The sequence below is a fragment of the Kitasatospora sp. NPDC038210 genome (assembly GCF_055600605.1).
In genome coordinates this window covers 272,771-297,171 of sequence record NZ_JBVJYK010000004.1, presented here as the reverse complement: position 1 = coordinate 297,171, position 24,401 = coordinate 272,771, and the positions used below count along the sequence as shown (strand labels likewise).

The window sequence follows — 24,401 nt, the reverse complement described above, 5'->3', positions numbered from 1 at the left end:
CGCGATGTCATGACGGCGCGCACTGCCCGCACGGCCGGGCCGGCGGAAGGCTTGGGGCATGGAAACGAGCCGCCCCTCCCGCCCCAGCGACCATGTGATCGAGGTCACCGACCTGCACCGCCACTACGGCAGCGGTGCCACCGGCCACCACGCCGTCCGGGGCGTGGACCTGACCGTCGGCCGCGGCGAGCTGTTCGCCCTGCTCGGCACCAACGGGGCGGGCAAGACCTCCGCCATGGAGCTCATCGAGGGCCTGGCCGCCCCCAGCGACGGCACCGTCCGGGTGCTCGGCCACGACCCCCACCGGGAGCGCGCCGCCGTCCGCCCCCGGATCGGCATCATGCTCCAGGAGGGCGGCTTCCCCGGCGACCTCACCGCCGCCGAGACCGGCCGCGTCTGGGCCGGGATGACCAGTGGCGCCCGGCCGGTCGACGAGGCCCTGGAGCTCGTCGGCCTCACCCACCGCCGCAACGTCCGGGTCAAGCAGCTGTCCGGCGGCGAACGGCGCCGACTCGACCTCGCGATGGCCCTGCTCGGCCGTCCCGAGGTGCTGTTCCTGGACGAGCCCAGCACCGGCCTCGACCCCGAGGCGCGCGCCGCCGTCTGGCGACTGGTCCGCGAACTGCGCGCCCAGGGCACCACCGTGCTGCTCACCACGCACTACCTGGAGGAGGCCGAGGAGCTGGCCGACCGGCTGGCCATCATGCACGGCGGCCGGATCATCACCTCCGGCACCGTCGCGGAGGTGATCGCCGGACGGCCGTCCCGGATCGGCTTCGAGCTGCCCGAGTTCGCCGGGACCTCGCTCCCGCCGCTCGCCCCGGCCGAGGTCACCGTCGACGGCCGCAAGGTCACCGTGCAGACCGGCGACCTCCAGCACACCCTCCACGCCCTGCTCGACTGGGCGCACCGGCACGGCGTCGCGCTCGGCGCCCTGGACGCCCGCAGCGCCTCGCTGGAGGAGGCCTTCCTTGCCATCGCCTCCGAGGCCGCCCACCAGGCCCCGCCGCAGGCCCCCGCCGCCCCCGCCCGTCCCACCCGCCGCCGCCTGATCGGATCCGCCCGATGACCACCGCCGCCACCGCCGCGCCCACCGCCACCGGCCCGCAGGGCACCACCGCCCGCCGACTCCTCGCCCTCGGCCGCGCCGAGGCCGTCCTGCTGCTGCGCAACCGCACGGCGATGTTCACCGCGCTGCTGCTGCCGCTGCTCCTGGTCTTCTCCCTGAAGGGCACCCTCGGCAAGCAGGCCGAGGACAACCCCGGGCTGGACGTCGACTCGCTGCTGGTCTACGGCTCGGTCGGGATGATGCTGTCCTTCGTCGTCTACTACAACCTGACCGCCGCCTACGTCGCCCGGCGCGGAGAGCTGGTCCTCAAGCGGCTGCGCACCGGCGAGGCCCGGGACATCGAGATCCTGCTCGGCACGGCCGTCCCCTCGCTCGCGCTCGGCCTGCTGATGGCCGCGCTGATCGGGATCGGCGGCAGCGTCGGACTGCACCTGGCGGTGCCGGTCAACCCGCTGCTGATGGTCGTCGGCCTGGTGCTGGTGCTGGCCACGATGATCGCCCTGGCCGCGCTGTCCAGCGCCTTCACCAGGACCGTCGAGAGCGCCGGCATCACCACCCTGCCGGTCATGCTGATCATCCAGCTCGGCTCCGGCCTGTTCGTCCCGCTGGAGGTCATGCCCGCGCAGCTGGCCGACGCCTGCCGACTGCTGCCGACCACCCCGGCCTTCCAGCTGATCCGCGTCGGCTGGTTCGGCACCGACGGCTCGGCCGCCGCGACCGGCTTCGCCGGCAGCTGGGGCGCCGCCGGCCCGCACCTCGTCATCGGTGCGATCTGGCTGGGCCTGGCGGTCTGGGGCGCGGTGCGCTACTTCCGCTGGGAGCCGCGCCGCTGACCACTCGACAGCAAACCAAGGATTTCCCCCGGTTCGACCTCTGATATGAAGGCAGCAGCACGATCATGGTGGAACTGGGGGGACGACACATGGACATGCGCTCACCACTGCGCAGGTGGAAGGGCTACGGCAAACCCCACCGCGCGGAGCTCTACTTCCGCTGGTCGATCTACCTGATGCCGCTGGCCGCGGTGCCGGTGGCGCTGCTCAGCCTCGGTGCCCACCTCGACGAGTACTCGCCCGGCGCCGCCCGGGTCTCCCTGGCCGTCTCGCTGGTCACCACCCTGGTCGGCATCCGGGCCTGCCGGACCTCGCTCGACCACTACCTCGGCCGGCCGGCCGACCACCGCCGCTGGCTCGTCATCAACGGCGCGGTCACCGTCGGCGGCATCTGGGCACTGCTGCTGGCCGGCCCGCGGGCGGACGGGACCGGCACTCCGCCGTCCACCGTCCTGGTCGCCACCGTCCTGCTGATCGTCGCCTACGGCCCGATCTCCGTCGGCCTCCGGCTGCGGTGGTCCGCCCCGGCCGCCGTCGCCCTCGCCGCGGCGGTCGCCCCGGCGATGGTGCTGGCCGGGGTGAGTGCCGGCACCACCGTCGGGCAGCTGATCGGCACGCTGCTCGGAATGCCCCTGATCGCGCTGAGCTGCCGCAGCTTCGCCTGGCTGACCGCGGTGGTCTGGGAACTGGACGGCGCCCGCGAGACGCAGTCCCGGCTGGCCGTCGCCGAGGAACGGCTGCGCTTCTCCCGCGACCTGCACGACGTCATGGGCCGCAACCTCACCACGATCGCGCTGAAGAGCGAACTCGCCGTCCAGCTCGCCCGCCGGGGCCGTCCCGAGGCCGCCGAGCAGATGGCCGAGGTGCAGCGGATCGCCCAGGAGTCGCAGCGCGAGGTCCGCGACGTCATCCGCGGCTACCGCACCGCCGACCTGCACGCCGAGGCGATCGGCGCCCGCGCGGTGCTCCGCTCCGCCGACGTCGCCTGCGAGATCGACCTCGGCGAGGACGCCGACGAACTGCCGCCGCACGTCCAGGCGGTGTTCGGCTGGGTGATCCGCGAGGCCACCACCAACGTGCTGCGGCACAGTGAGGCCGAGCGCTGCCTGATCCGGCTGCGCCGGGAGGGCGGACGGGCAGTGCTGGAGCTGGAGAATGACGGGGTGCCCGCCGTGCCGCTCCCCTCCCAGGGCGGCGGCACCGGGCTGCACGGCCTGCGCGAGCGGCTCGCCACCCACGACGGCGAGCTGACCGTGCCGACCTCCGGGCCCGGCGTCTTCCGGATGCTCGCCACCGTCCCGCTGCCGAACTGAGCGGACGGCCGAACCGAACGGACCGGGGCGCCCCGAACGACCCGGGCGCCCCGAACGACCCGGGCGATCCGAACGACCCGGGCGCCCCGAACGACCCGAGCGACCCGAGGAAGTGCCGACCGATGACCGACACCGCGCCCGTCCGCGTCCTGCTCGCCGACGACGAGCACCTGATCCGGGGCGCGCTGGCCGCGCTGCTCTCGCTGGAGGACGACATCGAGGTGGTCGCGCAGGCTGGCTCCGGCCCGGAGGCCCTGGCGATGGCGCAGGCGCACCGGCCGGACGTCGCGGTGCTGGACCTCCAGATGCCCGGCAAGGACGGCATCGAGGTGAGCGCCGAGCTGCGCCGGCTGCTGCCGGACTGCCGCTGCATGATCGTCACCGGGCACGGCCGCCCCGGCTACCTGAAGCGGGCGCTGGAGGTCGGGGTGCGCGGCTTCCTGCCGAAGACCGTCTCGGCGGCGGACTTGGCGGGCATCATCCGCACCGTGCGCTCCGGCGGCCGGTACGTGGACCCGGAGCTGGCGGCGGACGCGATCAGCGCGGGCGAGACCCCGCTGACCCCGCGCGAGACGGACGTCCTGGAGCTCGCCGCCGACGGCACCCCGATCGCCGAGATCGCCGAGCGGGCCGCGCTCTCCCAGGGCACCGTCCGCAACTACCTGTCCTCGGCGGCCACCAAGCTGGGCGCGGAGAACCGGCACGCGGCGGTGCGGATCGCCCGCGAGCACGGCTGGATCTGAGCCGCAGCCGTGCCCGCGGGCGTCCTCGGGGCGTCCCCGTGGGGGCGTCCCCGTGGGCGTCAGGCCCAGGTGGTGCCGGTCAGCCGCTCGTAGACCTCGATGTACTTGGCCCGGGTCTGCTCGACGACCTCGTCCGGCAGCGCCGGCGGCGGCAGCTCGCCGTGGCGGTCCCAGCCGGAGGCCGGGGAGACCAGCCAGTCGCGGATCAGCTGCTTGTCGAACGAGGACTGCGAGCGGCCCGGCCGGTACTCGTCGGCCGGCCAGTAGCGCGAGGAGTCGGGGGTGAGCACCTCGTCGCCGATCACCAGCTCGCCGTCCAGCAGGCCGAACTCGAACTTGGTGTCGGCCAGGATGATGCCGCGCTCGCGGGCGATGTCCCGGGCGCGGGCGTAGACGTCCAGGGTGGTGCGGCGCAGCTGGTTCGCCAGCTCGGCGCCGATCCGGCGGGCGGTCTCCTCGTAGGGCACGTTCTCGTCGTGCTCGCCGACCTCGGCCTTGAGCGCCGGGGTGTAGATCGGGGCGGGCAGCTCGGAGCTGTTCTCCAGGCCCTCCGGCAGGGCGATGCCGCAGACCGTGCGGCTCTGCTCGTACTCGGTCAGGCCGGAGCCGGCCAGGTACCCGCGGGCGACGGCCTCGACCGGGATCATGTCCAGGCTGCGGCAGACCAGCGTGCGGCCCTTCCAGTCGGCGGGGGCGCCGGCCGGGACCTCGGTGGAGATCACGTGGTTGGGGACGATGTCCGCGATCCGCTCGAACCACCACAGCGACAGCTGGGTGAGGACGCGGCCCTTGTCGGGGATCTCGTTCGGCAGCACCCAGTCGTGGGCGGACGTCCGGTCGCTGGCGACCATGACCAGCTCACCCGACTCGGTGCGGTAGAGGTCGCGCACCTTGCCGGTGTGCAGGTGGACCAGGCCGGGTACCTGGACCGGCTCGGGCTTGGTGACAAATCCGCTCAAGGTGTCTCAGTCCTCAGGGGTCGTTCGCGGGCGCGGGGCACTGCGAAAGGGGAGGTCACTGCCCCCGCAGTCTTTCACGACCGCCGGTCCCGCTCCCCCGGGGCCGCCGGGGCTCAGTTCTTGCAGAGCCGGTCCAGCAGGTTGGCGGTGGCCCGCTGGATCCGCTCGTCGGTCAGTCCCGGGCGGCCCAGCGCGGGCGACCAGGCGAAGGTGCCGGCCGCGAAGACGTACGCGCCGCTGGGCGCCCGGTACAGCGAGGTCTCCTGGTATCGGGTGCGGCCCGACAGGTCCTGGTAGGGCGAGTGGGCCAGCAGCACGCGTTCGGTGTGCTCGGGCAGCGCCACCTTGGGGTAGTACCGGTCGGCCTCGCCGGCGACCAGGCCGGGCAGCTCGTCGCCCTCCTGCAGGCCGGTGCCGTCCCAGAGCCAGTGCGCGGTGTGCCGGGCGACCAGCGGGACGGGCGCGGCGACCCGGCCCGAGTACTGCACCCCGAGCAGGTGCTGCTCGGGCTCCCCCGCGTCCCGCCACAGCGCGCTGGCGGAGCCGGACACGCCCGCGGCCGGGCTGCCGGGCCCGACCTTCTGCCGCTTGCGGCAGTTGAGCAGCCGGTTGGGCTCGCCGGAGGCGGCGGCGGTCAGCTCGACCCGCCAGTACATGGTGTTGGCGGAGAGGAACACCAGCGAGGTGCCGCCGTCCCGGGCCCGTTCGGCGGCCCGGCGCATCGGGGCGGACCAGTACTCGTCGTGGCCGGGGAAGACCAGCGCCCGGTGCCGGGCGGGGTCGACCAGGCCGGCGTGCAGGTCGGTGGCGGTGGCGTAGGAGAGGTCGTAGCCGTAGCGCTCGGCCCAGCGGATGAAGTCGTACGCGTGGCCGACGTGCAGCGGCAGCCCCGCGGTGGCGTGCGGGCGGTCGAAGGAGACGGTGACGGCCGCCTCCGGCTCGCCGAGCAGGCCGCCCCGGCCGTCCCAGGCGTGGTAGAGGCTGGCGCCGGTGCGGCCGTCCTCCGGGAAGAGGTTGTACGCCTGCCAGGTCACGTCCGGGAGCACCAGGAGCAGCTCGGCGGTGTTGTGCCCGCGGTCCTCGAAGTCCCGCACGGTGAACGGGATGTGACTGCGGTGCGCGGTGTCCGAGGTGGTCAGCACGGCGACGTACGCGCCGGGCTTCCAGTGCGCCGGGATCTGCAGCCGCCAGGAGTGCCACCAGTGGTGGCAGGAGACCGTCCGGTCGACCACCAGCGGGGCGGGCTGGGCGAGGCCGGAGACCGGCGGGCTGGTGGTCATGTGGCGGGCGCCGTCGCCGCCGTAGTGGCCGATCCGGAAGACGCTCACGGTGAACTCGCGGGGCGGGTTGACGGTGACCCGGAAGTCCACCGAGCCGCCCGGGCGGATCACCCCGGCCGAGGCGAAGCCCTTGATCTGCTGGTCCACGTCGTTGGAGCTCTGCGGGGTGCCGACCGACGGCTTGGGCCGGGCCCCGGCGGTCAGCGGCTGCTGGCCGGGCGCGTCCACCGAGACGTACCAGGGGACGGCGCCCTCCGCTCCGGCCAGGTACTGGTCCGGGCTGCGCAGCCAGGGCAGCGGGCCCTGTCCGAAGGGGTCGGAGACGCTGTAGGCGTGCGTTCCGGACTCCCAGCGGCGGTTGAGTTCGGTGCCCACGCGCCCCTCCCAGGTGCACTTCCGCCCGGTTGGCACGTGCCCCCCGGATGTGCGTGCGGTCTAATACACCACAGAGTGCTGGCGCTCCGTCACCCTCCGGTGGCAATTGGTGCCGGGAATCTCGCGGTCCGCCCGGAGGGGGCCTCCGGCCTGCGGAGACGACCGGCGGCCGAGTCGTCCGGGGGCGCGTGCGGGGGTGTCGAGCGCCGTCCCACCCGTCACAGCCGGACGGGTTTCTCCAGGCGGACGTCGGCGGCGTCCAGCCAGGCGCGCAGCGGGCCGTCCTGGCCCTGCTCGACGGCCTGGGCGACCGGGCCGGCCAGGTCGGTGCGGCGGACCCCTCCGAGCAGCAGCACCGGGCCGTCCAGCCAGTCCAGCCCGGGGGCGCCGCCGGCGGTGTCCACGGCCGCGCAGCAGACCATCGCGGTGACGTGGTCGACCAGCAGGTCGCGACCGGTGCGGTCGGGTTCCAGCAGCGGGGCCGGGGCGGTCGTGCGGGCCACCTGGGCGGCGAGCGCGGCGGCCAGCCGTTCGCCGTCGCCCTCGGCGAGCCGCAGCAGCAGCCGGGTGAGGGTCGGGGCGCCGGGGCGGGAGTGCGGGGCGAGCCGGTCCAGTGGGGCCTGCAGGGCGGCGGCGCCCGCCCGCCAGCCGGCGTCCACCACGTCGGCCGGGTAGTCGGCCCACTCCAGCTCGTGCCAGGCGCCGGCTGCCGGGCGGCCGAAGAACAGCTCGGCCGCGAGCCGGGAGACCGCCCGGTCGACGGCTCCGGGCTCCTCCAGCAGGTCGCAGGCGGGGCGGTCGCCGAGCCGGGTGCCGTAGCCGTCGGCCAGCCGGTCGCGGCGGGACAGCTCGGTGAGGGCGGCGACCACGCCGGCGTTGAGGTGGGCGGGGTGGCGGCCGAGCCGCCAGGCGGGCAGCGCGACCCGGGTGAGCAGCCGGTCCCAGCCGGCGTAGGCGAGGCCGACCTGCTCCTGGGCGGCGATCCGCAGGCCGTAGTCGACCACCCTGGCCTGCTCGGAGGCCCAGCTCGCGACGGAGCGCTCCAGTTCGGCGGAGTGGCCGCGGCAGGCGCCGAGCAGCCGACGGGCGATCCGGCGGGCGATCCGGTCGGCGAGCGCGGCCGGACCGCGCCGCGGCGGCCGGGGCGGGGCGGCCAGGGTTCCGCCGCCGAGGCCGGGGGACGTGCCCCGGCCGGAGTCCAGGCAGGCGTCCAGGCTGCGCAGGAACCGGCGGGCGGCGGCGATCTCCGGATCGGCGGAGGCGGCGGCGCCGGCCACCACCGGGGCCAGCAGGGCGCGCAACTCGCCGGCCCGCATCCACCAGAGGAAGGGCGAACCGATCACCAGGACCGGGGCGGGCGGCTCGGGGTGCGGGCGCAGCGGGTGCGGCCGTGGCGGGCCCGGCCGCCGCACCGGCGGGACGTCCTCCAGCCAGCTGTCGCAGTCCGGGGTGAGGGCGACCGCGGAGGGCGCGGGGACGTCCAGCCGGTCCGCGAGTTCGGCGATCAGCCGGTACAGCTCGGGGGCCTCGGCGCGTTCCAGCGGCACGGCGGGGGTCCGGGGCGGCTCGGCCCGGTGCAGGGCGCGGGCGGTCAGCCCGGCGACCAGCAGGGTCAGCGCGGCGACCGCGCAGACCGCCCAGCGGACGGCGTCCCAGCCGGCGGCGTCGGCGGCGCCGGGCGCGCCGATCCGGCCGGTGAACCGGCCCGCGAGCAGGACCACCGCCACGGCGGCGGGCAGGACGGCGGCGGCCAGGGCGAGGCCTCGGACCCGCAGGACCGCCTGGGCGTGAGCGCGCGCGGTGTCGACAGCGGCCATACGGTGCGGCACCCCCTTCGGAGCCCTCGGGCGCCCGACGACGGGCCCTGAGCCGACTCGAAACGATCAGTTCCGACCGGGAAGCGGAGGCGTCCGATCCCGGTAGTGCATGCTGCGTGGCGCTATTGACATTTTCGACGCCCCGGCGCGGGTGGTCGTTCCGGATCGCCCCGGTTTCCACTCGTCCCGGTGACGTCGCCCGGATTCCGGACGCCCGCGACCGGTCCGGTGCGAAGCACCCGGCGACCGCCCGGCCGGACGCCGTCCAGCATCCCCCCGCAGGGGCGCCGCTACCCGGCGGCGCCCCCGGCGCGCGGGCCCCGCGCACTGCGATCCAGCGCACCATAAGGCCGGGCGCCCCGTTACGTCAGCCGGATGCGGGCGCTGTCACCCGATGGGCTGGAATCCGTCGGCCGATCGGTGCGTCGGCCCCCGGAAGCGGTCCGGCCCCGAAACGCCGGGGGCGCTGCGTCCATGGGGTTGATTCCCACGGTCCGCAGCGCCCCCGGTACGGGCTCGGCTCGGCCTAACTGCCCTACGCGGTGGCCGCCTTCAGCGCGATGTCGGTGCGGTGCTGGCCGCCCTTGAGCGAGATCCGGTCCACCGCGGCGTACGCGCGCTCGCGCGCCTCGGCCAGGTCGGCGCCGGTCGCGGTGACCGACAGCACGCGGCCGCCGGCGCTCAGCACCTGCCCGTCCTCGCCCGCCTCGGTCCCGGCGTGCAGCACGAACGCGGTGCCGTCCGCCTCGGCCTCGGCCAGGCCCTCGATCGGGTCGCCGGTGCGCGGCGCGGCCGGGTAGCCCTCGGAGGCGACGACCACGGTGACGGCCGCGCCGTCGTCCCAGCGCAGCGGCTCCAGCTGGTCCAGGGTGCCGTTGGCCGAGGCCAGCAGCACGCCGGCCAGCGGGGTGCGCAGCCGGGCCAGCACGACCTGGGTCTCCGGGTCGCCGAAGCGCGCGTTGAACTCGATCACCCGGGTGCCGCGGGAGGTGAGCGCCAGGCCCGCGTACAGCAGGCCGGAGAACTCGGTGCCGCGGTGGCGCAGCTCGTCCACGGTCGGCTGCAGGACGGTCTCCAGCACCTCCTCGACCAGCCCGGCGGGCGCCCACGGCAGCGGCGAGTAGGCACCCATGCCGCCGGTGTTGGGGCCCTCGTCGCCGTCCAGCGCACGCTTGAAGTCCTGCGCGGGCTGCAACGGGAGGACGGTGGTGCCGTCGGTGATCGCGAACAGCGAGACCTCGGGGCCGTCCAGGTACTCCTCGATGACCACGCGCTCGCAGGAGGCGGCGTGCGCCAGCGCGGCCTCGCGGTCGGAGGTGACCACGACGCCCTTGCCGGCGGCCAGGCCGTCGTCCTTGACCACGTACGGGGCGCCGAAGGCGTCCAGCGCCTCGGCGGCCTCGGCGGCGGTGGTGCAGACGTAGGAGCGGGCCGTGGGGACGCCGGCAGCGGCCATCACGTCCTTGGCGAAGGCCTTGGAGCCCTCCAGCTGCGCGGCTGCGCCGGAGGGGCCGAAGACCGGGATGCCGGCCGCGCGCACGGCGTCGGCGACGCCGGCGACCAGCGGGGCCTCCGGGCCGACCACCACCAGGGCGGCGCCGAGCCGCCGGGCCAGCTCGGTGACCTGGGCACCGTCGAGCTGGTCGACCGGGTGGACCGTCGCCACCCGTGCGATCCCGGCGTTGCCCGGGGCACAGTGCAGCTCGGTGACAGCGGGATCTTGGGACAGAGAGCGGCACAGGGCGTGTTCGCGGGCGCCGCCGCCGATGACGAGGACCTTCACGCCACGCAAGCGTAGTCGGTGGCCTGTTCCGGCCGCTCTCCGGTCCCGTCGGATCCTCCAGGAGAAGAGATCCGTACGCCGACGATACCGGAGGATCCTCCAAGCCCGGGCGCCCCGGGTGGGCGCTGGGTGTCCGGGTCACGACCACGGGTCACCGGGCCCTCGCTCGGACGGGTGAAATCTCGCCGCCCCCCGCAACCCGCTCACCTCGGGTTCCGATGGCTTGAACCGGTAACGATCAACCGGGAAGCTCCCCCACGGTCAGCCATTTGGCGGTAAGAAGTGCTGTTGGACAACCACCGGCAGACGCCACGTCAGCCGATGCGCCGCCAGACCCAGCCGCCCGCCCGCCACAGGGAGCCCCACAGGTGAGCCAGCCGGAAATGCAGCCCGAGGAGAGTGCCTGGGGCAAGGAGATCGGTGAGGAGGACCCGCCCGCCACCGCCGTGGTCCGCCGGGAGCCCACCCGCCGCCGAACCGATCTGAGCACCCGACAGTTCCCCCTCGGGGACTGGGGCGAGCCGGCCGAGCGACTGGAGGAGCTCTACCGCTGGTCCGAGGAGCGGGCGGTCGAGGCGATCGAGTGGTACCGCCGGGACCGGGTCTGGAAGCGCCGGTGGGCGCGCCTGCTGCGGTTCGGCTCGGCCGGGTTCGCGGTGGGCGCCGTGACGGCCCCGCTGGTCGACCTCGCCGGCAGCTTCGCGCACGGCGCCAGCTGGGGCTACGTCGGCCTGGCGCTCTCCGCCGCCTGCTACGGCGCCGACCGGGCCTTCGGCCTCAGCTCGGGCTGGATGCGGGACGTCTCCACCGGGCAGGCCCTGCAGCGCCGGCTGGAGGCCTTCCAGTTCGACTGGGCCTCGGAGTGCGTGCGCGAGGTGCTCGGCCCCACCGAGGGCACCGCGGGCGAGGCCGCGGAACGCTGCCTGGGCGTGCTGCGCCGGTTCTGCGAGGACGTCTCGGACATGGTCCGCACCGAGACCTCGGAGTGGATGCTGGAGTTCCGCGCCTCGATGACCCAGCTGCCCACCCAGGCCCCCGGGAGCTGGGGCGGCCGCTCCGAGCCCGGGGTGGGCGCCCAGGTGCGGGTGCTGCCGCCGCCGGGCACCCGGCCCACCATGCCGCGCCAGCGGCCGCCGGAGGGGCCGCTGCGCTAGGGCCCGGAGGCCCACGCCGAGCCACGGTGGGCCGCCGGCAGGCCTCCGTGGCACTAGGCGAAGACGATCATCGAGCCCTGGGTGACGCTCCTGGTCGCCGCCGCGTACAGGCCCGACCAGGCGTGCCGCTCCCGGGCGAAGGGGTGCACGTCGTCGATCGGCGGCCCGAACGGCTGCTCCAGGCCGGTCGGGCCGAGCGGCCGGGTGGGGTCCGGCGGGTTGAGCGGGTCGATGCCCAGCGCCGGTGCCACCGCCTGCAGTTCGCGCAGCAGTCCGTGGCTGGAGCCGAGCGGGCCGCCGGAGGCGAGCAGCGCTTCGTCCACCAGCGGCACCGCGAACTCGACCGGAACGTACGCGCCCGCGTGGTCGAAGTGCCAGACCAGGTGCGACTGTTCGGCGCTGCTCTCGAACATCTCCAGCAGCTGCTCGTAGTCGCCGCCGAGCGCGTCGACCGGGGTGATGTCCAGGCCGGTGAGGCCCAGCAGGTAGGCGCGGCGCAGGAAGTGCAGCGAGTCGTAGTCGAAGGCGGCTATCGGCTCGACCGCGCCGCTGATGCCCGGGACGTACTGGTAGACCGGCACCCCGGGCAGCCCGCGCGAGGCCAACACCTCGTTGTAGAGGGCTAGATCGTCCCGGAAGGGGTTGTCGGGGCTGTGGCTCAGCACGTCCACCAGCGGGACGAGCCAGAGGTCGCAGGCCATGGCCGGCAGTTCCTCTCCGGGCGGTGGGGGATCGCCCGCGGGGCGGGGCGACGACGGGGGCGGGGTCGGTACCCGGACGGCCCTTCGCGGACGCCCGGTTCGACGCCCGTCACCCTACCGGCCCGGGGCGGCGTGCGGGTCGGGCCGTCCCAGCGGGGCCTCGGGGGGCGCCGGAGACGGCCGCCGGCCGAACCGGCCGTGGGGCACCGCGCGGGGCTGCGGCACCAGGCCGAGGCCCAGCCCCAGCTCACGGCCCAGCTCACGGCCGACCTCGTCACCGCGCAGCGGCCGCTCGCCGCGCACCGCACCGGGCCCGCCGGGCTCGGTGGGGCCGACGGGCTCGGTGGGCTGTGTGGGCCGTGTGGGCTCGACGACGGAGCCGGGCCCCGGCTCGGCGGCCGACGGCCCGACCGGGACGGGCGGCGGCTGCGTCCCGGTGGTCTCGGTGAGCAGCCCCAGGACCGTCACCGACTCCAGCGGCTGCCCGGCCAGCTCGGCCAGCAGCCGCACGGTGGACAGGTTGTACTCGCAGATGATCCGGTACGCGCCGGCCAGGTCGTGCGCCTCGACCGCCCCGACCAGGTCCTGGTGGCGGTCCCAGCAGACCCCGGCCAGGCGGGGCATCTCCCGAAGGTAGGGCGCGGCGAACATCCAGGACTGCACCCGCAGCCAGTCCAGGTAGTCGGCGACCCGCCGGTTGCCCAGCAGTCCGGCGACCTCCTGCCAGAACCGGCGGTCGCAGCCCACCATCACGTCCAGGTTCCCGGCCCGGGCGGCCCGGACGGCCGCGTCGGCCCGGCGGCGCAGCGAGGGCAGCCGGCTGAGGTCGGGCAGGGCCCGGCGGGTGGAGAACTGCCGGTGGAAGCTGTCGGTGAGCAGGACCCGGGACTCGAAGATCTCCAGGAAGTCGTCCCAGCACAGCTCGGGCACGGTGAAGCCCCGGTGGTGCTCGGCCCGCAGCAGCCCCTGGGCGCCGAGGTCGACCAACGCCTCGCGGGCCGGGGTCGCGGAGACGCCGTACAGCTCGGCGATCTCCTTGACGGTGAAGTTGCGGCCGGCCGCCAGTCGGCCGGCCATCATCTCCTCCCGCAGCGCGCCGGCGATCTGCTCGCGCAGGCTGTTGCGGTGGATGACGGGACGGGGGGTGCCTGCGCCGTCGACAGGCATGGGCGCGACCTCCTCGGGCGGGCCGACCGTGCCGACCCTGGACGGACCGGCGGGAACACGACGAGTGCTCATCTTCTCAAACCCGCCCGGGCCAGGTCCGAACCAACCCTCCGACAAGACGGTCCCCCGGCCCCTGCCGGTCCGACCGGGGCCGGACCGACTAGCGCTGGACCGGTGCCGGGATCCCCAGCAGGCGGTCCCGCAGCACCGGGAAGTCCTTGCGCGCCGCGGCCACCTCGGACGGGTCGAAGTCGACCGTCAGCACCTCCTCCTCCGTCCCCGCCTCGGCCAGCACCCGGCCCCACGGGTCCACCACGATGCTGTGCCCGGCCTGCTCCACCCCGGCGTGCGTCCCGGCCGTGTTGCAGGCCAGCACGAAGGCCTGCTCCTCCACCGCCCGCGCGCGGGCCAGCAGCGTCCAGTGCTCGCGCCGCCGGGCCGGCCAGGCCGCCGGGACCACCAGCAGCTGCGCACCGGCGTCCAGCAGCGCCCGGAACAGCTCCGGGAAGCGCAGGTCGTAACAGGTGGCCAGGCCCAGCGTGGCGAAGTCGGTGGGCGCGGTGACGATCTCCTGGCCGGCGCCCATCACCACGGCCTCGCCGCTGTCGAAGCCGAAGCGGTGGATCTTGCGGTAGGTGTGCACCAGCTCGCCGTCCGGGGCGAACAGCATCGAGGTGTTGTAGATCGGCCCGTCCGGGTCCCGCTCGACGATCGAACCGGCGTGCAGCCAGACCCCGGCGGCCCGGGCGGCGGCCGCCATCGCGTCCGAGGTGGGCCCGTCCAGGCCCTCCGCACCGTCCGACCAGAGGTCGTACGCGAAACCGCCGAGCGGCCACAGCTCCGGCAGCACCACCAGGTCGGCGCCCTGCTGGGCCCGCACCAGCGCCGCCGCCCTGGCCCGCCGCTCGGCGGGCGGCTCGGCGTCGGAGACCGCGAGTTGGATCAATGAAGCGCGCACAGTACCACCGTCCACGGCAAGAGTCCTACGATCGTCACCCGAAAGCGCTGCCCTGCTGTTCCCCGGCAGCGTAACGTGCGGTTAGCGTGTGCGCCCGGAAAGCCGGACCATCCCGGCCGGCGGTGACGGCGGGGCACAGGCGGCAAGGAAGCTGACGGAGGGCCGGAGATTCCCGTGACGGACAACCAGACCGTGCAGGCTTACACCGAGGCGTGGACCCAGAGCATCGAGTCCATATCGGAGCTGGTCGCCCCCCTCCCCGAGGGCTCCTGGAACCGGGCCACCGAGTGCCCCGGCTGGTCCGTCCGGGACGTCGTCTCGCACGTCATCGCGGTCGAGTCCGAGCTCCTCGGCGACCCCCGCCCGATCCACTCCCTGCCGCGTGACCTCCGTCACGTGACCACCGAGTTCGCCCGCTACGTCGAGCTGCCGGTGGACAAGCGCCGCTGCCACACCGCGCTGGAGATGACCAGCGAGCTGGAGTACACGATCATCCGCCGCTCCCGGGCGCTGCGGAACGCCAAGCAGACGCCCGGCGAGCCGGTCCGCTGGCCGGCCGGCCCGCTCGCCCGGGACGTCCCGTACCACGAGCTCCTGCGGATGCGGGCCTTCGACGTCTGGGTGCACGAGCAGGACCTGCGCCGCGCCCTGGACGCCCCCGGCAACCTGGACGCCCCGGCCGCCCTGATCACCCGGGACCTCCTGCTGGAGCTGCTGCCCAAGGCCGTCGCCAACAAGGCCGGCGTCCCCGCCGGGACGGCCATGGTGCTGGACATCACCGGCCCGGTGGAGTTCCTGCGCACCGTCCGGGTCGACGCCACCGGCCACTGCACCGTGGACGAGTCGATCAGCCTGGCCCCCGACGTCCAGCTCAGCATGGGCTGGGAGACGTACGTCCGGCTCGCCTGCGGCCGCGGCCGCCCGGGACCGGTGTCGGTGGAGGGCGACAAGGAACTGGCCGACCGGGTGCTGGCGAACTTCTCCGTCACCATCTGAGGCCCACGGCGCACGCCACCCGGCGTACACGCACCAACGCACGCCGGGTCGGCACCTCTCGTGCATCCGCACGTCAATGCAGCACCAGCCACCTCACCCGTTCGGCCTCGTTGTTCCGGGCAGTCATGCCATCACCCGGAAGAAGGAGGAACGTCCCGATGGACGACGAACGGGAACAGCAGGAACGGATGGTGCTGGTGCGGTCGAGCTTCCCGGTCACGGGGCAACCGATCAGGGTCGTGATGATCGACGGCGAGCCGTGGTTCGCGACCCGGGACGTGTGCGCCGTGCTCGACCGAGGCAGCCCGGGCTGGGCCGGACGAATGGTCGGCCCCGCCGACCAGCGGACCGTCGACACTCGCTCGGTATGGGTGAGTTCAACTCACCCATACGACGTTTCCGCAGGTGGGAATGGACCCGTCCGCGGAAATCCATTGCTGAGCGTCGTCAGTGAGGCGGGGCTGTACACCCTCGTGATGAGGTCGAGGAAGCCCAATGCCCGGCCCTTCCAGGACTGGGTCACCCGCGACCTGCTCCCCTCCGTCCGCCGCGGGGACACCGACGTCCCGACGCAGCAGCGGCGGATGGCGGAGACCCTGGCCGAGGCGATCGGGCAGCAGGTGCAGATCGTCGCGGAGATCGACCACGAGGACTGGCCGGGGCTGACCGTCCACGCCGACGGGACGGTCCACTGCCGGCACGGGGAGATGGTCCTCCACCTGCCGACCCGGGAGGAGGACAGCGGGCCGCCGTTCGGCGCGTACTTCGCCTGCCCGGGCGGGGAGCGGGTCGGGATCCGGGGCAGCCGGGTCGTCCCCGGATGCCCGAAGCTGAAGCTGGTGGACCTGATCCGCCTGCGGCGCGAGGCGCGACCGGCCCCCGACACCGGGCCCGGGCCCGGGCCCCACCACGGGCCGATGCGTGCGGAACTGCACGGCGCCCGGCTCTTCGGGACTCCGCCGCAGATGGCCGCGTTCCTGCGGGCCTACGGCCGCTGATGCCCCCGCCGACCCTCGGGTGAAGCGAGGGACGGCACGTCTTCGCAGGTCGGAAACCCTACGTCTCCGACGCCACGACCCTCCGCCGCAACCGGAGGATCATCAGCGTCCCCACCGCCAGCGGGACGTACTGCCAGCAGAACGCCCAGCGGAAGGCATCGGCCGGGTAGCCGTCGATGCCTTCCGGGGTGAGGGCGTCCAGCAGCACGCCGACGCCGAAGAGGGTGATCATCGTGCCGATGAATCCGCCCATGTTGACGATTCCGGAGGCGGTGCCGAGCCGTTCCGCGGGGTTCCGGGAGCGCGCGTAGTCCAGGCCGACCAGCGAGGCCGGGCCGTTGCTGCCCATCACCAGGATGATCCCGACCAGCAGCCACACCGGCGGGTGCCCACCGGGCCAGGCCAGCACCAGCGCCCAGCCGAGCGCGGTGGTGGCGATGACGGTCAGCACGATCGGCATGTGGGCGCGCGCGGTGCGGGAGAGCAGGCGGCCAAACAGGAACCCGAAGCTCATGTTGCTGAGCACCAGCAGGGTCAGCATCCCGCCCGCCCCGGCCCTGGACATGCCCTGCGCCTGCACCAGGTAGGGCAGGCCCCAGAGCAGGCCGAAGGCGTTGCCGGGGAACTGGGTGGTGAAGTGGATCCACAGACCGAGCCGGGTGCCGGGCTCCCGCCAGCAGTCCAGGACCTGCCGGCCGACCCCGGGCCGCTCCCGGTGCTCGACCGGCCGGATCGGTTCCGCCTGCGCCGGGGCCTCCCGGAGGAACAGCGCGACCAGCGCGAACACCGCCACGCCGAGCAGCGCGGTCGCGGCGAAGGTGGGCGTCCAGCCCTCGCTGTGCAGCGCCTGCGCCAGCACCACGGTGGTGACCAGGTTGCCGCCCATCCCGGCCAGACCGGTCAGCTGGGCCACGAACGGGTTCCGGGCGGCCGGGAACCAGCGGGCGGCGATCCGCAGCACGCTGATGAAGGTCATCGCGTCGCCGCAGCCGAGCACCGCCCGGGAGGCCAGCGCGGGGGCGAAGGAGGAGCTGAACGCGAAGGCCAGCTGACCGGTGCTGAGCAGCACGACGCCGAGCAGCAGCACCCGGCGCGGCCCGAAGCGGTCCACCAGCAGGCCGACCGGGATCTGCATGGCCGCGTAGACCAGCACCTGGAGGATGGAGAAGGTGGAGAGCGCCGAGGCGCCGATGCCGAAGCGGTCGGCGGCGTCCAGCCCGGCCACGCCGAGGCTGGTGCGGTGGATGACCGCCAGGACGTAGACGCTGACGCCGACGGACCAGGCCACCCAGGCGGCACGGCCACCCGGCGGCGCGGGAACGGGGCCGGAAACGGGAACGGGGCCGGAAACGGGTGCGGGGCCGGAAACGGGTGCGGGCGCGGGCGCATGGGCGGTCGGGGGCCCGGCAGTGGCTCGGGGAGCGGAGGCGGACGGGGGCGCGGCTGAAGGGGCGGGCTCCACGGACATAGTGTGACCAGATTAGTCATCCCATGATTGGACGCCCAGGGCGGGGTTCGGTCGCCCGGGTGCGAAGCCGCGACCCCCCGGGCCGGTGGATCCGCCGGTGCGCTCCCCGGCGACAGCCGGCCCCGGCGAGCCTCCGACAGCCCCGGCCGGCCTCAGCCGGTCAGCGTCCAGGACACCGACCGGGTCATGAAGCGGTCCCGGAAGGCCTCGTCGCGCACCCAGTCCGTGGTGTCCCGGACGGTCGCCGTCACGGTGGCCGTCCGGCCCGGGGCCAGGTCCAGCCGGGCGGTGTCCAGCCAGGAGGCGTCCGCGGACTGCGGTGCCACCGGAACGCCGTCCACCTTCCACTCCACCTTCAGCTGCCGGGCCCCGTTCAGCGGCAGCGGCCGGACGTCGAGCCGGGGCCGCCCGGTCACCTCGCCGGGCGCCGGCAGCGGGGCGTCGGTCGGCCGGACCTTGCGGTAGAGCTCCTCGACGATCGCCTCGCGCGAGGGCAGGTTGTACGCGCTGCCCAGGGTGCGCATGACCGAGTCCGGGGTCGGCCGGTAGAGGCCGTTGCCGCTGCGGTACGCGCCGACGACCCCGGCACCGTCCGGGGACTCGGCGCCCAGCCAGCGCCACCACTTGGTCTGCTTCTTGCGCATGTCGTCGGCGTTGAGGGTGGAGAGGTTCGGGTAGTCGGCGTCGTCGGGGGCGCTGTCGTACTCGTCGCCGAGGTCCCCCACGGTGTGCCCGATCTCGTGCTGGATGATCCGCCCGGCGTCCTGGCTGCCGCCCGCCAGGGTGGTCACCCCGGTGCCGCCGGCACCGCCGTACTCGGTGGAGTTGGCCAGCGCGATCAGGTACTGCGGCCCGTTGCCGTCCCCCGCGTACCGGGCGGTGGCGGCCTCGTCGGCGCAGAGCAGCCGGGCGGTGCCCTCGCACCAGAAGTGCATGCCGAGCGGGGTGACCGGGTTGCGGCCGCGGCTCTCGGTCTCGGCTATCCCGGACACCGGGGAGACCACGTCGACCCGCCGTACGTTGAAGAAGCCCTGGTAGGTGCGGAAGGGCTCGATGTCCATCAGGGCGTGCCAGGCCTTGTCGGCCTGCTGCCGGAACAGGTCCTGCTCGCCCGCCGTGTAGCCGTCCCCGAGCAGGACCAGCGTGATCCGGTTGGCCGGGTCGCCGGTCCGACGTATGTCGACCGTCGGGGCGGCCCCGGCTATTCGCTGGTCGGCGCGGAGCGCGGTGTGCGGCGGCACCGCACGGTCGGCGGGGGCGCCGGGCCCGATCACGCCGAACGGCGAGGGGCCGACCAGTTCCAGGGCGGCGGGCAGCAGGGCGGTGGACACCAGCACGAGGGCGGCCAGACTCCGGACGAGACGGCCAGGGTTGCCAGGCGGCATACGGGTGCGTCCTCGGGGCTCCGGTCACCCGGTGTCGCCCGGGTGGTGGAGCGGAGACGTACCCGGACCGGCGTGTCGCCCCCACCGGCGGGCGCAAATGTCACCGACCTGGCCGAACGATCCACATCCTCCCTGCCATGAGGATCATGCAGGTCATGCGTGTCATACCAACCACACCCCGCCCGAACCGTCCCCGCCCAGGCGCCCTCCCGCAGTCCCGGTCAGGCCTTCCGGAGGCCCAGCACCAGATGGGTGCCCAGCCCGAAGAGCAGCCCCCAGAACGCCGAGCCGATCCCGAACAGGCTCATCCCCGAGGCACTCGCCAGGAAGGTCACCACCGCCGCGTCCCGCCCGCGTTCCTCCGCGACCGCCGCCGCCAGGCTGCCCTGCAGCGAGGCCAGCAGCGCGACCCCGGCGATCACCGCGATCAGCTCCTTCGGCAGCCCGGTGAACAGGCTGACCAGCACCCCGCCGAAGCTGCCCACCAGCACGTACAGCGCGCCCGAGGACATGCCCGCGACGTACCGGCGGCGCGGGTCCGGATGGGCCTCCGGGCCCGAGCAGATCGCCGCCGTGATCGCCGCCAGGTTCACCCCGGGCGAGCCGAACGGGGCCATCAGCATCGACACCGCACCGGTCGAGCCGATCAGCAGCCGGTCGTCCGCCCGGTAGCCGAAGGCCCGCATCACGCCGAGGCCCGGGGCGTTCTGCGAGGCCAGCGTGACGATCGTGAGCGGCAGCGCCAGCCCCACCAGCGCCGACCAGGAGAACGCCGGCACCGTCAGCACCGGCACGGTCGGCCCGCCCGAGCCCGGGTGCAGCGGCAGTCCGACGGTCAGCGCCGCCAGCACCCCGCCGACCAGCAGCGCGACCGGTACGGCGTACCGCGGCGCGAACCGCTTGGCCAGCAGGAAGGCCGCGAAGCTGCCCACCACCAGGACCGGCGCACTGTGCACCGCGCCGAAGATCCCGGCACCGAAGGAGAACAGGATGCCCGCGAGCATCGCGTTCACGATCCCGACCGGCACCGCCGCGATCAGCCGGCCGAACCAGCCGGTCACCCCGAACAGGGCCACCACCACCGCGCTCACCAGGAACGCCCCGACCGCCTCCCGGTAGGGGTAGTCGCCCAGGCTGGTCACCAGCAGCGCGGCCCCCGGCGTGGACCAGGCGGTGATCACCGGCGTCCGGGTCCACCAGCTCAGCGCGAAGCCGCTCACCCCGCTGCCGATCGCCACCGCCCAGATCCAGGAGGCGGTGTGCGCCGTGTCCAGCCGTCCGGCCGCGGCCGCCGCGAGCACCACCACCAGCGGTCCCGAGAAGGACACCGCGACGCACACCAGCCCGGCCAGCAGTGCCGGCCCCGACGCGTCCCGCCGCAGTGACCGACGTTCCCCGCTGCCGACCGGCGTCGTTTCCGGTCGGATCGTCAGCTCATCCGTCATCCCGGCAGTATCCCGGAGACCTGACGAAGGCTCCCGAAAAAGTTTTCGGAACCACCTGCAACCCCTGCCGGGGATGCGCGTCTATACGGATGAAGGCACGGAGAGCGAGACCGGCAGAGCCGGGGGGCGCTTCCGCTCAGGAGGAGCGGGGCCGGTCGTCTTCACCCACACACACCGTCAGTCACATGACCCTGGGGAGTCACGTCATGCGCACGTCCGTTATCACCCGATTCGCGAAGAACGACCGCGCGCTCTCCGGCCGCCGCCGCATCGCCGTCCTCGCCGCCACCACCGTCCTCGCCGGCGGCATCCAGTTCCTCGCCACCGACAGCGCCTGGGCCTGCGGCGAGGGGGCCGGAGACACCACGGCCGTCACCGCCCCCGCGAAGAGCGCCCCGACCGCCAAGCACGACGGCAACTACAGCGCCGGCTTCCACATGACCCCGGACGGCCAGACCATCACCGCGGGCGGCCCCAAGGTCGAGATCGGCGTCGCCGTCACCAACTTCACCGGCGCCCCGTACCAGAACGTCTCCGCGGGACTCGCGCTGTTCAACCCGAAGGGCAGCACCAACCTGCAGGACTTCACGGTCGAGGTCGCCACCTCCGGCGGCTGGAAGCCCGTCGCCCTCCACCACGGCTGCGACCCGACGCTCTTCACCGCCGTCTCCCCGGCCACCACCACCGCGCGCCTGGAGAACGGCCGGGCCGCCAACTTCATGTTCCGGGTGGGCCTCTCCGCGAAGGCGCCGAAGGACGTGACCGAGATCCAGGTCGGCACGATCGCCACGTCCCCGGGCTTCCCGGACGAGATCGGCGAGAGCCACACCTACCGCGTCGCCCGGACCGCCGAGTCCGCCAAGCCGACCACCCCGGCCAAGCCCACCAAGCCCGCGCCGACCACTCCGGCCAAGGAGACCAAGAAGGCCGCGCCGGCCGCCGACAAGACCCCCGCCAAGGCCGCCGAGCCCACCAAGGCGCCCGCCGCCGCTCCCGCCGTCCCGGCCGAGACCCCGTCCGCCGCCCCGGCGACCACCGCCCCGGCCGGCACCCCCGAGCTCGCGCACACCGGCGCCTCCTCCACCAACACCTTCCTCGCCCTCTCCTCCGCCGCCCTCCTCGCCCTCGGAGCCGGCGTCCTGATCGCCGTCCGCCGACTCCGTCCCCAGCGCTAGTCGACGAACGGCCCACAACGAAGGGGTCCCCCTTCACCGCACCACGGTGCGGTGAAGGGGGACCCCTTCCGCGTTCCCGAGCGCCGCCGAAGCCCCTTCCGAACGCCCGAAAAAACTTTTGGATCCACCTGCAACCCCTGCCGGGGATGCGCGTCTATACGGATGAAGGCACGGAGAGCGAGACCGGCAGAGCCGGGGGGCGCTTCCGCTCAGGAGGAGCGGGGCCGGTCGTCTTCACCCACACACACCGTCAGTCACATGACCCTGGGGAGTCACGTCATGCGCACGTCCGTTATCACCCGATTCACGAAGAACGACCGCGCGCTCTCCGGCCGCCGCCGCATCGCCGTCCTCGCCGCCACCACCGTCCTCGCCGGCGGCATCCAGTTCCTCGCCACCGACAGCGCCTGGGCCTGCGGAGCCCCGGACAACGCCCCGGTCACCGCCCCCGCGAAGCCGACCACCGCGAACGAGGACGACCAGTCCGTCGAGCTGCACGGCCAGGGCGCCACCGCCGTGTTCCTCTCGACCCCCGCCGCGATCGTCGCCGGCGGCCCCAAGGCAGAGATCGACGTCCAGTTCTTCAACGGAACCGGGGCCGACTACCACCGGGTCGTCCCGAGCATCGCGTTCTTCAACACGCACGGCGCTACCCCGAGGCCCTCGCAGTTCACCGCCGAGATCATGTCGAACGGCCGATGGCAGCGCGTGGCGCTGGCGAACGGCTGCGACCCGGCGGTCGGCGGCTCCGCCCCGTCCGCGGGCGGCCCGCTCGCCGACGGCCGCGCCGTCCGTTACCGCTTCCGGGTCGGGCTCTCCGCCGACGTGGCCAAGGACATCGACGGGCTGCAGGTCATCGTCACGCCGAGCAACGGCCGGGGAGCGATCACCGACATCAAGGTGACGCACCCGCAGGCGGCCGCGAAGCCGACCACCCCGGCCAAGCCCACCAAGCCCACCAAGCCCGCGCCGACCACCCCGGCCAAGGAGACCAAGAAGGCCGAGCCCGCCGCCGACAAGACCCCCGCCAAGGTCACCGAGCCCGCCGCCGAGACCACCAAGTCCCCGGCGCCGCAGGCCACTTCCACCACCCCGGCGACCACCGCCCCGGCCGGCACCCCGGAACTCGCCCAGACCGGCGCCTCCTCCACCAACACCTTCCTCGCCCTCTCCTCCGCCGCCCTCCTCGCCCTCGGAGCCGGCGTCCTGATCGCCGTCCGCCGACTCCGTCCCCAGCGCTAGTCGACGAACGGCCCACAACGAAGGGGCCCCTCCTCCGCACTGCGGTGCGGAGGAGGGGCCCCTTCGTCGTCGCTCGGGCCGTCAGCCCCAGGTGATCAGGCGCTTCGGGCGCTCCAGCAGGGCGGCCACGTCGGCCAGCACCTTGGAGCCCAGCTCCCCGTCCACCAGGCGGTGGTCGAAGGAGAGTGCCAGCGTGGTCACCTGACGCGGGACCACCTTGCCCTTGTGCACCCACGGCATTTCCCGGACCGCGCCGAAGGCCAGGATGGCGGCCTCGCCCGGGTTCAGGATCGGCGTGCCGGTGTCGACGCCGAAGACGCCGACGTTGGTGATGGTGATCGTGCCGCCCTGCATGTCGGCCGGCGAGGTCTTGCCCTGGCGGGCGGTCTCGACCAGCTCGCCGAGCGAGACGGCCAGCCCCGACAGGGTCTTGGACCCGGCGTCCTTGATGTTCGGGACGATCAGGCCGCGCGGGGTGGCCGCGGCGATGCCGAGGTTCACCTGGCCCCTGATGACGATCTCCTGGGCCGCCTCGTCCCACTGCGCGTTGATCTCGGGGTGCCGCTTGACCGCGGTGAGCAGCGCCCTGGCGACCAGCAGCAGCGGGCTGACCCGGACGTCCCGGCCCAGCTCGCCGCTCTCCTTGAGCCGGCGGACGAACTTCATCGTGCGGGTCACGTCGACCTGGACGAACTCGGTCACGTGCGGGGCGGTGAAGGCCGAGGCCACCATCGCCTGCGCGGTCGCCTTGCGGACGCCCTTGATCGGCACGCGGACGTCGCCCGCGCCGGGCACCGGCACCGACACCGCGGCCGGCTCGGCCACGGCGGCCTCGACCACCGGGGCGACCGGCGCCGCCGGAGCGGCCTTGGCCGCGGCGAACGCGTGCACGTCCTCGCGGGTGATCACGCCGTCCCGGCCGGTCGGGGTCACCTCGCGGAGGTCGACGCCCAGGTCCTTGGCCAGCTTGCGGACCGGCGGCTTCGCCAGCGGCCGCTCGCCGGCCGGGACTCCGGCTGCCGGCGCCGGGGCGACCGGAGCCGCCGGAGCGGGCTGGACGACCGGGGCCGCCGGCGCGGGCGCGACGGGCGCGGCGGCCGGCTTGGTCGCGGTGACCGTGGTGGTGGTCGTCCGGCGGGCCCGGCGCTGGCTGCCGCCGGTGCGCGGGCCGTACCCGACCAGCACCTCGCGGCGCTCCGGCTCGGCCTCCTCGGCGGGAGCCGGGGCCGCCGGAGCCGCGGCGGGGGCGGCCGGGGCCTCGGCTCCCGCCTCCCCGGCGACCGCGACCGAGATGATCACGGTGCCGACGTCGACCGTCGTCCCCTCGGGGAAGTGCAGCTTCTCGACCACCCCGTTGAACGGGATGGGCAGCTCCACGGCCGCCTTGGCGGTCTCCACCTCGCAGACGACCTGCCCGTCGGTGACGGTGTCACCGGGCTTGACGTACCAGCTGAGGATCTCGGCCTCGGTGAGGCCCTCGCCCACGTCGGGCATCTTGAACTCGCGGAGCGAGCGAACTTCGGTGGTCATCTTCGCTCCC

Annotated in this window: 20 protein-coding genes; 9 read left to right on the top strand and 11 right to left on the bottom strand. The window is 74.3% G+C overall.

Annotated features, from left to right (window positions below; genetic code table 11):
- Positions 1-58: 58 nt before the first annotated feature.
- The 4 genes from ACZ7KX_RS10455 to ACZ7KX_RS10440 all read left to right on the top strand — a co-directional run bounded on the left by ACZ7KX_RS10455 (position 59) and on the right by ACZ7KX_RS10440 (position 3,958).
- On the top strand, positions 59-1,069 hold the full coding sequence (locus tag ACZ7KX_RS10455) for an ABC transporter ATP-binding protein (RefSeq protein ID WP_470326117.1): 1,011 nt from the start codon (positions 59-61) through the stop codon (positions 1,067-1,069).
- Positions 1,066-1,902: an ABC transporter permease gene (locus ACZ7KX_RS10450; protein WP_470326116.1), complete on the top strand. Its 837-nt coding sequence runs from the start codon at positions 1,066-1,068 to the stop codon at positions 1,900-1,902. Before ACZ7KX_RS10455 ends, ACZ7KX_RS10450 begins: the two co-directional genes overlap by 4 nt.
- Positions 1,903-1,991: 89 nt before the next feature.
- Entirely contained in the window at positions 1,992-3,215 is a 1,224-nt protein-coding gene (locus ACZ7KX_RS10445; RefSeq protein ID WP_470326115.1) for a sensor histidine kinase, read from the top strand.
- A 122-nt stretch (positions 3,216-3,337) separates the two neighbouring features.
- Entirely contained in the window at positions 3,338-3,958 is a 621-nt protein-coding gene (locus tag ACZ7KX_RS10440; RefSeq protein WP_350519627.1) for a response regulator transcription factor, read from the top strand.
- A gap of 59 nt (positions 3,959-4,017) precedes the next feature.
- Here the strand turns inward: ACZ7KX_RS10440 and ACZ7KX_RS10435 are convergent, their stop codons facing one another.
- The 4 genes from ACZ7KX_RS10435 to purD form a co-directional block, all read right to left on the bottom strand.
- Entirely contained in the window at positions 4,018-4,917 is a 900-nt protein-coding gene (locus ACZ7KX_RS10435; RefSeq protein WP_350519626.1) for a phosphoribosylaminoimidazolesuccinocarboxamide synthase, read from the bottom strand.
- Between the two features lie 113 nt (positions 4,918-5,030).
- Positions 5,031-6,572 (bottom strand): N,N-dimethylformamidase beta subunit family domain-containing protein, encoded by a 1,542-nt coding sequence (locus ACZ7KX_RS10430; RefSeq protein ID WP_470326114.1) that lies wholly within the window; start codon positions 6,570-6,572, stop codon positions 5,031-5,033.
- 218 nt (positions 6,573-6,790) lie between these two features.
- On the bottom strand, positions 6,791-8,389 hold the full coding sequence (locus ACZ7KX_RS10425) for a hypothetical protein (RefSeq protein ID WP_470326113.1): 1,599 nt from the start codon (positions 8,387-8,389) through the stop codon (positions 6,791-6,793).
- Between the two features lie 535 nt (positions 8,390-8,924).
- On the bottom strand, positions 8,925-10,172 hold the full coding sequence (purD, locus tag ACZ7KX_RS10420; protein ID WP_470326112.1) for a phosphoribosylamine--glycine ligase: 1,248 nt from the start codon (positions 10,170-10,172) through the stop codon (positions 8,925-8,927).
- 368 nt (positions 10,173-10,540) lie between these two features.
- Between purD and ACZ7KX_RS10415 the strand changes: the two genes are divergently transcribed.
- Positions 10,541-11,326 (top strand): SLATT domain-containing protein, encoded by a 786-nt coding sequence (locus tag ACZ7KX_RS10415; protein ID WP_470326111.1) that lies wholly within the window; start codon positions 10,541-10,543, stop codon positions 11,324-11,326.
- 53 nt (positions 11,327-11,379) lie between these two features.
- On the opposite strand, the gene ACZ7KX_RS10410 is transcribed toward ACZ7KX_RS10415, so the two are convergent.
- The 3 genes from ACZ7KX_RS10410 to ACZ7KX_RS10400 form a co-directional block, all read right to left on the bottom strand.
- The gene (locus ACZ7KX_RS10410; protein WP_470326110.1) at positions 11,380-12,027 is read right to left on the bottom strand and encodes a hypothetical protein; all 648 of its coding nucleotides are present in this window, start codon (positions 12,025-12,027) and stop codon (positions 11,380-11,382) included.
- A 114-nt stretch (positions 12,028-12,141) separates the two neighbouring features.
- A complete protein-coding gene (locus tag ACZ7KX_RS10405) occupies positions 12,142-13,194 on the bottom strand; it encodes a GntR family transcriptional regulator (protein ID WP_470326109.1) in 1,053 nt (350 codons plus the stop codon).
- 160 nt (positions 13,195-13,354) lie between these two features.
- Positions 13,355-14,152: a carbon-nitrogen family hydrolase gene (locus ACZ7KX_RS10400; RefSeq protein WP_350519619.1), complete on the bottom strand. Its 798-nt coding sequence runs from the start codon at positions 14,150-14,152 to the stop codon at positions 13,355-13,357.
- A 174-nt stretch (positions 14,153-14,326) separates the two neighbouring features.
- On the opposite strand from ACZ7KX_RS10400, the gene ACZ7KX_RS10395 reads away from it, so the two are divergent.
- Complete coding sequence (locus tag ACZ7KX_RS10395; protein WP_470326108.1) at positions 14,327-15,148, top strand: maleylpyruvate isomerase family mycothiol-dependent enzyme; 822 nt, start codon at positions 14,327-14,329, stop codon at positions 15,146-15,148.
- 125 nt (positions 15,149-15,273) lie between these two features.
- The gene (locus ACZ7KX_RS10390; RefSeq protein ID WP_470326107.1) at positions 15,274-16,146 is read left to right on the top strand and encodes a BRO-N domain-containing protein; all 873 of its coding nucleotides are present in this window, start codon (positions 15,274-15,276) and stop codon (positions 16,144-16,146) included.
- 58 nt (positions 16,147-16,204) lie between these two features.
- On the opposite strand, the gene ACZ7KX_RS10385 is transcribed toward ACZ7KX_RS10390, so the two are convergent.
- From ACZ7KX_RS10385 to ACZ7KX_RS10375, 3 genes are all read right to left on the bottom strand, one after another.
- Positions 16,205-17,434, bottom strand: a complete 1,230-nt coding sequence (locus tag ACZ7KX_RS10385; RefSeq protein WP_470326106.1) for an MFS transporter — start codon at positions 17,432-17,434, stop codon at positions 16,205-16,207.
- Between the two features lie 332 nt (positions 17,435-17,766).
- Positions 17,767-18,999 (bottom strand): M64 family metallopeptidase, encoded by a 1,233-nt coding sequence (locus ACZ7KX_RS10380; RefSeq protein ID WP_470326105.1) that lies wholly within the window; start codon positions 18,997-18,999, stop codon positions 17,767-17,769.
- A gap of 221 nt (positions 19,000-19,220) precedes the next feature.
- Positions 19,221-20,444 carry a benzoate/H(+) symporter BenE family transporter gene (locus ACZ7KX_RS10375; RefSeq protein WP_470326104.1) on the bottom strand — a complete coding sequence of 408 codons (1,224 nt, stop codon included), beginning with the start codon at positions 20,442-20,444 and terminating at the stop codon, positions 19,221-19,223.
- 206 nt (positions 20,445-20,650) lie between these two features.
- Here ACZ7KX_RS10375 and ACZ7KX_RS10370 point away from each other — a divergent pair, with 206 nt between their 5' ends.
- Both ACZ7KX_RS10370 and ACZ7KX_RS10365 read left to right on the top strand, forming a co-directional pair.
- Positions 20,651-21,619, top strand: a complete 969-nt coding sequence (locus ACZ7KX_RS10370; protein WP_470326103.1) for a hypothetical protein — start codon at positions 20,651-20,653, stop codon at positions 21,617-21,619.
- 279 nt (positions 21,620-21,898) lie between these two features.
- Positions 21,899-22,861, top strand: coding sequence for an LPXTG cell wall anchor domain-containing protein (locus tag ACZ7KX_RS10365; protein ID WP_470326102.1), 963 nt, complete (start codon positions 21,899-21,901; stop codon positions 22,859-22,861).
- An 81-nt stretch (positions 22,862-22,942) separates the two neighbouring features.
- Here ACZ7KX_RS10365 and ACZ7KX_RS10360 read toward each other — a convergent pair whose 3' ends face one another.
- Complete coding sequence (locus ACZ7KX_RS10360) at positions 22,943-24,391, bottom strand: dihydrolipoamide acetyltransferase family protein (RefSeq protein ID WP_470326101.1); 1,449 nt, start codon at positions 24,389-24,391, stop codon at positions 22,943-22,945.
- Between the last annotated feature and the right edge of the window lie 10 nt (positions 24,392-24,401).